Source organism: Streptomyces sp. NBC_00554 (genome assembly GCF_041431135.1).
In the GTDB taxonomy this organism is placed as follows: domain Bacteria; phylum Actinomycetota; class Actinomycetes; order Streptomycetales; family Streptomycetaceae; genus Streptomyces.
Window position 1 is genome coordinate 5,319,868 of sequence record NZ_CP107799.1, and the last position, 12,123, is coordinate 5,331,990.

The 12,123-nt window shown below is 72.7% G+C and carries 6 protein-coding genes; 2 read left to right on the forward strand and 4 right to left on the reverse strand.

The genetic code is table 11. From position 1 onward, the window contains the following. Positions 1-17: 17 nt before the first annotated feature. The 4 genes from OG266_RS23390 to OG266_RS23405 form a co-directional block, all read right to left on the reverse strand. On the reverse strand, positions 18-1,367 hold the full coding sequence (locus OG266_RS23390; RefSeq protein WP_371548219.1) for a PrsW family intramembrane metalloprotease: 1,350 nt from the start codon (positions 1,365-1,367) through the stop codon (positions 18-20). Positions 1,368-1,436: 69 nt separating this feature from the next. Continuing rightward, a complete protein-coding gene (gene trmB, locus OG266_RS23395) occupies positions 1,437-2,252 on the reverse strand; it encodes a tRNA (guanosine(46)-N7)-methyltransferase TrmB (protein WP_266459131.1) in 816 nt (271 codons plus the stop codon). Between the two features lie 207 nt (positions 2,253-2,459). Then, positions 2,460-3,674: an L-2-hydroxyglutarate oxidase gene (gene lhgO / locus OG266_RS23400; protein WP_371548221.1), complete on the reverse strand. Its 1,215-nt coding sequence runs from the start codon at positions 3,672-3,674 to the stop codon at positions 2,460-2,462. Positions 3,675-3,866: 192 nt separating this feature from the next. Further along, positions 3,867-5,291 carry an MFS transporter gene (locus OG266_RS23405; RefSeq protein ID WP_266459137.1) on the reverse strand — a complete coding sequence of 475 codons (1,425 nt, stop codon included), beginning with the start codon at positions 5,289-5,291 and terminating at the stop codon, positions 3,867-3,869. Between the two features lie 703 nt (positions 5,292-5,994). Between OG266_RS23405 and OG266_RS23410 the strand changes: the two genes are divergently transcribed. Together OG266_RS23410 and OG266_RS23415 are read left to right on the forward strand one after the other, a co-directional pair. After that, on the forward strand, positions 5,995-8,091 hold the full coding sequence (locus OG266_RS23410) for an asparagine synthase-related protein (RefSeq protein ID WP_371548223.1): 2,097 nt from the start codon (positions 5,995-5,997) through the stop codon (positions 8,089-8,091). Between the two features lie 480 nt (positions 8,092-8,571). After that, a complete protein-coding gene (locus tag OG266_RS23415; RefSeq protein WP_371548224.1) occupies positions 8,572-12,096 on the forward strand; it encodes a BTAD domain-containing putative transcriptional regulator in 3,525 nt (1,174 codons plus the stop codon). Positions 12,097-12,123 lie beyond the last annotated feature (27 nt).

Sequence of the window (12,123 nt, forward strand, 5' to 3'; positions counted from 1 at the left end):
GGGATCGATCGAGGGTTCTACGAGCGATACGGGTTGTACGCGGGGTACGGCGCCGCGGTCCCGTACGGCCCCGGGTGGGGCTGGCCGTACGTGGGCGGGTAGCCGTACGTCGGCCAGGGCGGGGGCACCGGAACCACCGGAACCGGAGCCGTCGCCCTGGCCGCGTACGCCAGGGCCGGGCGCGCGGCATCCCGGCGGAGCCACAGCTCGTGGAGCAACTTCCGTTCCCGTACGAGGAAGTCGGCGCCCGCGCGGCCGTCGCGAGCCCGGTGCCGCAGGAAGGCGAGCGAGGTCGCGTACGCCTCGTACTCGGCGACGGAGCGGGCGGCGGGCCTGCCTCCCAGGTGGCGGGCGGCGTACTGGCGGGCGAGCCGGCGCGCGTGCATCGAGCCGAGCACGTACGGCTCGGACGCGGACAGCCACCCGGCGGTGGCGTAGGCGGGCAGTTCCGCACGCACCGTGCGCAGTTCCCGCTGCCGGGTCCAGACGACCAGCCAAGTCAGCAGCGCGAACGCGGGCACCATGAACGTGGCGTACACCGCGAAGAACCCGAGCTCCCCGAAGCTCGACGAGCCGTTCCACATGGCGTGCATGCCCATGGCGAGCACGAGTCCGGCCAGGGGCAGCAGGACGCGGCGCACATGGTGGCGTTCGGCGGACAGGGCCGCGATGCCGAAGCCGATGCCGGTCAGGACCGTGAACAGCGGGTGCGCGAAGGGGGACATCACCACGCGCACGAAGAAGGTCGCGGCCGTGACGGATGTCAGCCCGCTGTCGCCGCTGAGCTGGTCGGTGCCGAAGGCGGTGCCGAGATAGAGGATGTTCTCGGTGAAGGCGAAGCCGGTGGCGGTGACCCCGGCGATGACGACCCCGTCGACGATCCCGGTGAAGTCCCGCCTGCGGAAGAGGAAGACCAGCAGGACGGCCGCCGCCTTCGCGGACTCCTCCACGATGGGCGCTATGACGGTCGCGCCGAGGGTGTCGGCGCTGGTCGGGTCGGCGGTCGCGGTCGCTATCCATCTGGTCGCGAAACTGTTGGCGACGATCGCTATGAGCGCGGCCGCGCACGCGCCCCAGGCGAAGGCGAAGAGCAGGTTCCGCCAGGGGCCCGGTTCCACGCGGTCCAGCCAGCGGAACGCGGCGACGAGGAGTGGGACGGGGAACACCGCGAGGCCGAGGCCGACCAGGAAGCCCTCAGTGCCGGTCTGCCGGCGGACCAGGGCCAGGATCACGAGCCCGGAGATCGCGAGCAGGGTGACCAGCGCGCCGTACCGCACCCACTTTCTCTGCCACCAGTGCGCATGCCGCCGCGGTGCACCTTCGGCCGGGCCGGTGGGGTGCGTCGGGTACGGAGGGCAGGTGGCCACGGCATCGACCCTAACGAGGGAGGGGCGCTGCCCGCGACGGTGCGTAGTGCCTGGTGCCGTCTTCCGGGCTCAGTCGCCGACGGATTGCTGCTCCCGGTGCTGTACGCGCCGGAACAGAAGGTCGTTCACCACATGGCCCTTGTCCAGTCCCTGGCCCTCGAAACGGGTCAGCGGCCGGAACGTCGGACGTGGCGCGTAACCGCCCTCGGGCCGGGTGTTCTCGAAGTCCGGGTGCGCGCTCAGCACTTCGAGCATCTGTTCGGCGTACGGTTCCCAGTCGGTCGCGCAGTGCACGAGGGCGTCCGGCCTGAGGCGGGCCGCGGCGAGGCTGAGGAACTCCGGCTGGATCAGCCGTCGTTTGTGGTGCCGCTTCTTTGGCCAGGGGTCCGGGAAGTACACGCGCAGGCCGCTCAGGGAGTCCGGCGTGAGCATCTCCCTGAGCAGGATGATCGCGTCGCCGTTGGCCACCCGGATGTTGGACAGCCCGTTCTGCTCCGCGAGATTGAGCAGGTTGCCCTGGCCGGGGGTGTGCACGTCGACGGCCAGAATCCCCGTCTCCGGGTCCTCGGCCGCCATCTGTGCGGTGGCCTCGCCCATGCCGAACCCGATCTCGAGCACGACGGGACGATCGCCGCCGAACAGCTCGGCGAGGTCCAGCTTCCGCTGCCCGTCGATGTCCAGCCCCCACTTGGGCCACAGCCGCTGCAACGCGTCCGCCTGCCCGGTCGTCACCCGGCTCCGCCGCGGCTGAAAACTCCGAATCCGCCGCTCGAAGTGGGACCCGGCGGGGTCGGGCTTCGGACCGTCGGGGAAACGGGGCTCGCCCTTGGGGCGGGGGGTGGTGGGGGGCTGGAGGGCTTCGGGAGAGTTATTGGGCTCAGACACAGTGGGGTCGATTTTAGGCGAGGCGGGTGGGGGCCGGTGTGGGGTGGGTTTTTCGCCCCCTCCGCCCCTGCCCGTCCCTGCTTCCGGGCTACGCCCGGTTTCAGCCCGTCCGGCGTTTGAGGACGAGCGCGTCAGCGCGATGCGGGGGTCTGGGGGCGGCAGCCCCCAGGAGCAAGGGACGGGTAGGGGCGGAGGGGGCGAAAAACCTCATGCCCCGGCCAGCGCAGCCAACGCCCTCCGCGCAATCTCCCGCCCGATCGGCAGCGAAGCCGTCGCCGCAGGCGAAGGCGCGTTCAGCACATGCACCGTCCGGGGCCCCTCCCGGATGAGGAAGTCGTCCACGAGGGCCCCGTCACGGAGCACCGCCTGCGCCCGGACCCCGGCACGCGCGGGCACCAGGTCGCCCGCCGTCACCGCGGGCAACAGCCGCCGCACGGCCCCCGTGAACGCCGGCTTGGACACAGACCGCCGCAGCTCCCCCACCCCGTACCGCCAATGCCGCCCCGCCATCCGCCAGGCCCCGGGCCACGCCAGCGTCGCGCCCAGCTCCCGGGGCCGTACGACACCCCACCCGTACCCCTCCCGGGCCAGCGCGGGCACCGCGTTCGGCCCGATGTGCACACCCCCGTCGACCCCCCGGGTGAGATGCACCCCGAGGAAGGGGAACGCCGGGTCGGGCACGGGGTAGACCAGCCCGCGGACGAGCTCCGGCCGCGCGAGCGTGTAGTACTCGCCGCGGAAGGGCACGATCCGCATCCCGGGATCGTCCCCCGCGAGCCGGGCGATCTCGTCGCAGTGCAGCCCCGCGCAGTTGACCAGCACGCGCCCGCGAACGACCGTCCCGTCGGCCGTGAGGACGGCGACCCCGAGCCCGGGCCGCCGGTCGATACGGACGACATCGGCCCCGTACCGGATCTCCGCCCCGGAGGACTCCGCGAGCTGCCGGGTCACCGCGACGAAGTCGCAGATCCCGGTCGTGCCGACATGGATGGCGGCGAGCCCGCGCACCTCGGGCTCGTACTCCGCTATCTGGGCGGGCCCCAGCTCCCGTACCGGAATGCCGTTCTCCCGGCCGCGCTGGACCAGTCCGTGCAGCCGGGGCAGCTCGGCCTTCTCGGTCGCGACGATCAGCTTGCCGGTGACGGCGTGCGCGATGTCGTACTCCATGCAGAACTTGACCATCTCGGCGGCGCCCCGCACCGCGTACCGGGCTTTCAGGGAGTCCGGGCGGTAGTAGATCCCGCTGTGGATCACCCCGCTGTTGCGCCCCGTCTGGTGGCGGGCCGGCGCCCGCTCCTTCTCCAGCACCGTCACCCGTGTACCCGGCGCGGCACGCGTGATCGCATACGCCGTCGACAGCCCGACGATCCCGCCACCGATCACCAGCACATCGCAGTCGTACCCGATCCCCACCCGCACCACCTCCCGGCTTCAAGAGTGCACTGCGCCACTGACAACGCCCTCAAACCCGGGAGAGGGCCCCGGGCGCCCCGGATGCCCCGCAGGGGCAGTTAGGGGCGCGGGGAACTGCGCGACCAGCCACGGCTCACCCGCACTCCCAATGCGGCGCTGACCAGGCAGACGCTCCGAGACCCGCCCACACAAGCGGAGCGCCTACGCAGGAGCCATGAGCAGCGGCCGCGCCCGCTCCCGCAGCTCGACCACGCGAGGCTCGTCCCCGTACGGCTCCAGCCGGTGCAGAAGATCCTTCACGTACTCCGTGGTGCGCGCGGAGGAGATCCGCCCGGCCACCTCCACCGCCCGGACGCCCTGCGCGCAGGCCGCGTCCAGGTTGCCCGACTCCAGCTCGGCGACCGCCGAGACCACCAGACGCAGACCGTGGGACCGTACGAACTCCTCGGTCGGCTGCGACAGCGCCTGCTCGGTGAAGCGGCGCACCTGGCGCGGCGCCTTCAGGTCGCGGTAGCACTCGGCCGCGTCGGCGGCGAAACGGTCGTACGAGTAGAAGCCGAGCCAGGACGGGTCGTTGTCGCCGTCGCGGGCCCGCTCGAGCCAGCCCTCGGCGGCCCGCAGGGAGGCGCCGGCCGCGTGGGCGTCACCGGCGCGCGCGTGGGCGCGTGCCTCGACGAGGCGGAAGAAGCTCATGTTGCGGGCGGTGGCGAGGCCGCGGTTGCGTTCCAGGGCGGCCTGGGCGAGGTCGACGCCCTCGTCGCCGAAGCCCCGGTAGGTGGCCTGGAGGGACATGGAGGCCAGCACATAGCCGCCCAGGGGCACGTCGGCGGCGGCCCGGGCCAGGCGCAGAGCCTGGATGTAGTAGCGCTGGGCCGCCTCCTGCTGGCCGGTGTCGAAGGCCATCCATCCGGCCAGGCGGGTGAGTTCGGCCGACGCCCCGAAGAGGGCTCTTCCGACCTCGTCGGAGTACGAGCCGAGCAGCAGCGGCGCCGCCTCCACCCGCAGGCACTCGGGCACCATGGACGAACGCCAGTCACCGCCCCCGTACTTGGAGTCCCAGCGCCTGGCGTCCTCTGCTGCCTCGCGCAGCTTCAGCACATCGCTGTGGCCGACTTTCTGCGGTGCTCCGGAGCCCTCACCGGGGCTCACCTCGCGCGCCACCGAGCTGTCGGCCGGGGTTATCAGCCATCGCGAAGCGGGAGTTGCGTAAGCGCTCACTGCGAACGATCCGGCCAGCGACTGCCAGATGCCACCGCCGCCGGCCCGGCGCCCGGCGAGGTCGAGGCGGTACAGCTCTGTCGCCGACCGCACCGCCTGCCCGACGTCACGGGGGAATGCGAGGCCCACCTCCGGCGCGGGATCCGCGTCCGCCAGGCCGATCTCGTGGAGCGGCACCGGGCGGCCGAGCTTCTGGCCGATCGCGGCCGCGATGAGGTGCGGCGCGGCACCTTGGGGCACCATTCCCTTCGACACCCAGCGCGCCACCGACGTCTTGTCGTAGCGAAGAGTCAACCCGCGTTGAGCGCCAAGATCGTTGACGCGACGCGCGAGTCCTGCGTTGCTGATTCCCGCGAGGGCGAGAACGGTGCCGAGTTTTTCGTTCGGCCCGCGTTGCTCCCTGGACATGCGCCACCCCTCGACACAGACGGCTGCCGCGCTGGCATAACCACGCGGCATTCGTAAACCCAGCGTAGTTCGCTGCATCCCAAGCGTTAAGAGGCATAGTTCCGGATGGCGGGATTGTGGTCCGTACGACAGTACGGACGGTTGCGGTGTGCTCCCGTTGTGTGGCCGTGCGCCCGTCCGTGCGCTCTTCTCCGGCCACCGGGGGAGCGCTTCCATGGATGGTGCGTGGGTCGGCCCGCTGTACTGGATCCAGTGGGCTGGGGGACACCGCCGCCTACATCCCCGCGGGCGGCGGACCGGTCCGGGAGGCGAACTCCGCCTCCCGGACTGTGCGTTGGCCGAGTGGTGCGGAAGGCCTGTACGGAGCGTGTGCGCGCCTGCCCGCCAAAAGTCGATTTGGCCGAAAATCGACGGTGGTCTTTGCGGGCAATTAGCGCTCCTACCACGTCACTTGAGGGCGCGCGGGGTGTTTTTGGGGAGCGTATCGGGGGCGCATTCACGTCGCAGATTCGTCGGTGGTTGGTTCTTGGTCCGTCGTCGGTGCGTCGCCGTTCCATCGCCGGTGACGCGCTGGTAAAGCCCCGGTGGGGCGCACTTCAGGGAGCGCAAGCCGCCCCAGGTGCCCTCCGGTGTGCCTCCTTCGTGGCAGCATGGTGCCCAGTTCGTACGGTGCACTGGTTGTCCACAGCCTGTGGAGGCGGCGATGCGGTGGTTGGTGGGGTGGAGCAGTACCGCCGCCAGAGCGCCTGAGATCGGCTCGGCGGGCGCAACGGGCAGCGACGGGGAGACCGTTCACCCGGTGGGTTCCCAACTCCTGTGGGGTGACCCCGATCCGCTCTGGGCCGTCGGCGACTGGCGTCCCGACGAGGTGCGCGTTGTGAAGGCCGACGAGCAGAACCGGATGGCCGTACTCGGCATCTGCGGAGCCTCCGACGAAGAGTTGCGAGTGGGACTGTTCGCCGCGCGCGGAGGGGCACTTCGCCATCTCACCGCCTGGTCCGGCAGTTACACCGCCGTCGTCCAGGTCGGCCGTCGCCTCATGGTCGCGGGCGACCTCGCGGGCGCGCGGCCCGTTTTCTACACCCCCTGGGCGGGCGGTACGGCGTATGCGACCGCCGCCCTGCCCCTCGCCGACCTCATCGAGGCCAACCTCGACTTCGGGCACCTGGCCGCGCTGCTCGCCGCCCCCGACGTACCGGCCGCGGTGCACGACTCGACCCCGTACGAGGGCGTACGGCGCATTCCGCCGGGGCACGCGCTGATCCTGCGCACCGGGGCGCGCGAGATCGCAAGCTACGAGCAGACCGCCTCCCTCGCCGTCGCCACCCCCTCGGCCGATCCCACCAGCGCGGTGGACGCCGTGCGCGACGCCCTCGTAGAGGCCGTACGCGCCCGTCTCGCCGCGCCCCGGCATGTGCCGGGCACCGATGTGGACCCCGGGCCCGTACCCGGGATGGGGCCCGCCGAGCGGCGGGCCGCGCGCGGGATGCCCGTTCCGGGGATCGGCGCCGACCTCTCCGGAGGGCCCGCCTCGGGGACGCTGGCGCTGCTCGCGGCGGGGTTGCCGGGGGCGCCCGGGACGGTACTCGGGCATGGCACCGGGGCCGGTGAGCGTCTCCTTGCGGTCACTTTCAACGACCTCGCCGTCAGCGGGCGGGAGTCCGAGCTGGAGCGGGCGGGCTCCCTGGCCGCGAATCCTCGGCTGCACCACGTAGTCGTCACCGGGGGCGAAGAGACGCTTCCCTACGCCGACTTGGACGGGCCGCTCACCGACGAGCCGGGGCCTTCGCTGGTGACCGCCGCCCGGCACCGGGCGCGGCTCTCCTCCGGGAGCGCCGACCACTTCACGGGGTACGGCGCCCGGCAGGTCCTGGACGCCCATCCCGCCCGGCTCGCCGACCTGTTGATGGACCGCAAACGCCGCCACCTGGTGAAGCCCGTCGCCGCGCTGGCCAAGGCGGACGGGTCCGTCATGGTCCCCGCGCGCGTGTACGGCGCGGCACGCAAACTCGCCCGTACGCCGTACCGGACCGGGGTCGACGTCCTCGCCGACCGGCTGATGCAGCGGCGGTTCGAGGAGCCGGGCGGGGCGGTCGGAGCCTCGCTTGCCGCGCTCACCTGGGCCAGGCCCGGGCCTGCGGCGCGCTGGCTGACCGGTGAGGCGCTTGCTGAAGTATCGGTTCGCCTGGGGGCTGCGTCGGGTCGGCCCGGGGTCGGTCCCGGCCAGCGGCCGGGCGACTTCCGCGCGCGTGCGGCTCTCGCGCGCCACGCGTCCGATCTGCGCGTCCTTGAACAGGCCGCCGAAATCCGCTTCCAGCGGCTGCACGCGCCGTTCCTGGACAACCAGGTCGTACGCGCGTGCCGTGCCCTTCCGGAGGCGCTGCGGGTTCAGCCCGGTGCCCGGGCCGCGATCCTCCGTACGGTGCTGGAGGGGGCCGGCGTGGGGGATCTGCCGCCCGGGTGGGGCGCGCCCTCGCACGCGTCCTCGGCGGCTGCCGCGCGTACGGGGCTGCGGGTGGCCGCGGATTCCCTGATCGCTCTGTTCGACACGCCTCTGCTGGCGCAGGCGGGGCTGGTGGAGGCGCGCGTCGTCCGCAAGGCGCTGCGGGCGGCTGCGGAGGGGGAGCCGCTGCCCCTGGACGGGCTGGCGGACCTGGTCTCCCTGGAGCTGTGGTTGCGGCGGTTGCTGGCTCGGCGGGGGACCTGTTGGACGGGGACGCCGGCTCGGCAGCGGGCGGTGCCTGCGGGGATTGTGCCGCAGGGGCGGGCGTTGGGGGCGGGGGCTGCTGGCCGCGGTTAGCGGGGGTTCGTCTGCTGCTCGGTGGGTGGGTCGGGGGCGTGCCGGTACGTCCGCCCGTCGCCGCCGGATCAGACGTTGGCCGGGCAGGGAAGCGTCCGGTGACGCGAACGTACGCGACGGGCTTTGGACGTACCGGCACGCCCCCTCCCGCCGGTGGGTGGCTGCGGGGCGTCTCGGCTTGCGCCGGCTGAGGAGCTTTTCGCCCCCTCCGCCCCTACCCGTCCCTTGTTTCTGGGGCTCCGCCCCAGACCCGCTCCCCAAACCTCGGAGGGACCGCCTCCGGCACCACCCAGCCCGTCCGGCGTTTGAGGACGAGCCCTTCGGGCGAGCGGGGGTCTGGGGGCGGAGCCCCCAGGAGCAAGGGTTGGGTAGGGGCGGAGGGGGCGAAAGAAGCTTGTTCGCCCGCTCGCGACGGGGTGCCTCGGGGGCTCGCCGGAGAAAGGCGGTGCTCCGCGGGGTGGGGGCGGGGAGAATGGGTGGGTGCGGTACGGGATTCTGGGGGTCACCCAGGTGGAGGACGACCGGGGGGCCCTGGTGGCTGTGGGCGGCCCCCGGGTACGGGCGCTGCTCGCTGCCCTGGCCCAGCGCCCCGACCGGACGGTTGCACCGGAGACGCTGATCGACGAGGTGTGGGCGGACGAGCCCCCGCAGGATGCCCCGGCCGCGCTGCAGGCCCTGGTCGGCCGCCTGCGCCGGGCGGTCGGGAAGGACACGGTCACCTCGGAGACCGGCGGCTACCGACTGAGGGCCGCCAAGGAGGACGTCGACCTGTTCGTCTTCGAACACCTCGTGGGGAAGGGCAAGTCCGCCCTCGCACACGAAGACGCCGCGACCGCCACCGACCACCTGCGCGACGCACTCGCCCTCTGGCGGGGCCCCGCCCTCGCGGACCTCCCGGACCGCACCGCCGCGACCCGCCCGGAGGCCCTGCGCCTGGAGGCGACCCGGACCCGAGTCGAGGCCGACCTGCGACTCGGCCGCGCCGGCGACGTCGTACCGGAGTTGAAGGAGCTGACGGAGGCTCACCCGTACGACGAAGCGCTGCAAGCACTGCTCATCCGCGCCCTGCGTGAGACCGGCCGCGGCGCGCACGCCCTGGCCGCGTACGAGGGGGTACGGCGCACCCTGATGGACGGACTGGGCACGGATCCGGGTCCGGAACTACGTGCCCTGCATGCGGTGTTGTTGGAGGCGGGAGGGGAGGGGGAAGGGGTTGAGCTGGGGAGACCGGGGTCCGGGTCTTGGTCGGGGAAGACGCGGTCGGTGAATGGGGCGCGGCCTCGGACAGGTGCGGATCCGATGTTGCGGGGCGCGTCGGCTCAGGACGCGGCACCCAGGGACTCCTCCCGCGCCGCACGTAACGGCAACATTCGTCCGCGTTTGAACTCTTTCGTGGGGCGGGAACCCGAAATCGACGCCATCCGTTCGGATGTGCAGAGGGCACGACTGGTCACTCTGACCGGACCGGGGGGTTCGGGCAAGACCCGCCTCGCCGAGGAAGCCGCCGCCGGGCTTCCGCAGGCGTGGCTGGTCGAACTCGCCCCGCTGGACCGGCCGGAAGCGGTCCCCGGCGCCGTGGTCAGCGCCCTCGGTCTGCGCGAAACCGTGCTGATCACCAACGAGCTGGCGCCCCAGCAGTACGACCCGGTCGCCCTGCTCGTCGAGTACTGCGCCCAGCGCAGCGAGCTCCTGATCCTTGACAACTGCGAACACGTCATCGGCGCCGCGGCCGAGCTCGCCGAAACCCTCCTGACGCGCTGCCCCGGGCTCACGATCCTCGCCACCAGCCGTGAACCCCTGGGCGTGCCCGGCGAGTTGCTGCGCCCGGTCGAGCCCCTGCCGCCCGATCCGGCGCGCCGCCTCTTCCTGGAGCGGGCCTCGGTCGTACGTCCCGACGCCGACGCCGCGCTCCACGACTCCGCGGCGGTGGACGAGATCTGCCGGCGGCTCGACGGTCTGCCCCTGGCCATCGAGCTGGCCGCCGCGCGGCTGCGGATGCTCACGGCCCGGCAGATCGCCGACCGCCTCGACGACCGCTTCCGGCTCCTCACCTCCGGAAGCCGCACCGTGCTGCCCCGCCAGCAGACCCTGCGCGCCGTCGTCGACTGGTCCTGGGACCTGCTCGACGAGCGGGAGCGGACCGTGCTGCGCGAGGCGTCCGTCTTCGCGGGCGGCTGGGACCTCGCGGCCGCGGAGGCCGTGTGCACCGGGCCCGCCGCCGACCTCATCGGAGCACTGGTCGACAAGTCCCTGGTCGTCGCGACGCCGTACGACGGCAGTGATGGCGGTGACAGTGGTGGTGGCAGTGGTGGTGGTGAGGGAAGCGACGGTCGTGCGGGTGTCGTCAGCGGTATGCGGTACCGGATGCTGGAGACGATCCACGAATACGCCGCCGAGCGCGCCGCCGAGGTGCCCGAGCTGCTTGCCGCTGCCGAGCGGCGCCATCGCGCCTGGGTGCGCGCGCTGGTCGAGGAGGCCGAGCCGCTGCTGCGCTCCGCCGAGCAACTGCCTTGGATCCGGCGCCTGGAGGCCGAGCTCGACAACATCCGGGCGGCCCTCTACCGCGCCGTCGTCGCCCGTGACGAGGAGGAGGCCGGTGCCCTCGTCCTCGCCGTGGGCTGGTTCTGGTGGCTGCGCAACTTCCGCCGCGAGGGCGCGGAATGGACGGACCTGGTGCTGCGGCTGTGCACGGTCACCGGCGGCGCCGCACCGTCCGGCCCCGGTCGGTGCGACAACCCGGGTGCCTCGCGCGACCCCGGCCGGGACGCCCCCCTCGCCTATCTGGCAGCCGTCGACCCGGTGGCGGCCTACCTCGCCACCCCCACTTCCGACCACGACGAACGGCACCCGCTGTACGGCATGCGGATGAGGCTGCGCATGCTGCACCTGTTCATGACGGTGGAGACCGACCCGCTGGCCCGGCATGGGGATGAGCGGATGCGGGAGTACATCGGGCGTGTGCGTTCCGTCTTCGCGAAGGGCGGTCCGGTGGCGGCGAGCATTCCGGGCATCATCTGGCCGATGACCGTCCACTTCATGGGCAGCAGCGCGGAGGACATGCGGCCCGCCATGGACGCGGCGGTCGCCAACTGCCGTCTGTACGGCGGTGAGTGGGAGATCGGCGTCACCCTGATGTTCCGTACGCACATGGTCGTCGACGCCCCGGGCGGGATGCCGGGAGTGGACGACGACCTGGCGGAGCTGCGAGTGCTCAGCCGACGGGTGGGCGACCGCTGGATGCGGGCCCAGGTGTGCAGCGCGGCCGGTGAGGCGGCCATGGCGCGCAGTCTCTTCGAGGAGGCGAAAGGGGAGTACGCGGAGGCGCTGCGGCTCGCGTACGAGGTGGGCGCGTACGCCGAGGCGCCCTTCCTCCTGGCGCGGCTGGCCGAGATCGCCTACCGCGCGGGCGAACGGTCCCGGGCGCTGACCGCTCTGGACGAGGCGAGTGACGCGTCCGATCGGTACGGGGTGCCGGACGCCCGCGCGTTCGTTCATCTGCTGCGTGCCCAAATAGCCCTGGACGACGGGGAGTTCGCCTACGCCCGCGAACTGTGTGAGCAGGCGCGCGTGGAGAGTGCCCGTGGTACCCCGCCCCCGCAGTTCGTGGCGGCGCTGGACGGGGTCGACGCGCTCGTCCTGGCCGCCCAGTGCGGCCAGGAGCGCGGTCTGCGGAAGCTGTCCGACGCCCTGCTGGCCGCGGTGGCCGGACGCTGCGCCGATGTGGTGCTGGCGGGTCTCGTCGAGGGCGCCGCGGGCCTGCTCTCCGAGCTGGGCGACCATCCGCGCGCGGTCCGTCTGCTCGGCGTCGGTACGCGGTGGCGTGGCGGCCATCTCCGGCCCGCCATGGAGTGTGCGGTGGCCGAGCGCACGGAGGCCGCCGCGATCGCGGCCCTCGGTCCCGTCGGCTACGAGTCGGAGCGAGCCACGGGTACGGACTTCAGCAGGGACGACGCCCTGCGGGACCTGGCCGAGGCGCTGAAGGAGCATCCCGCCGCCGCCTCGTAGCAGCGCGGCGCTGAGGTGGTCACTCGC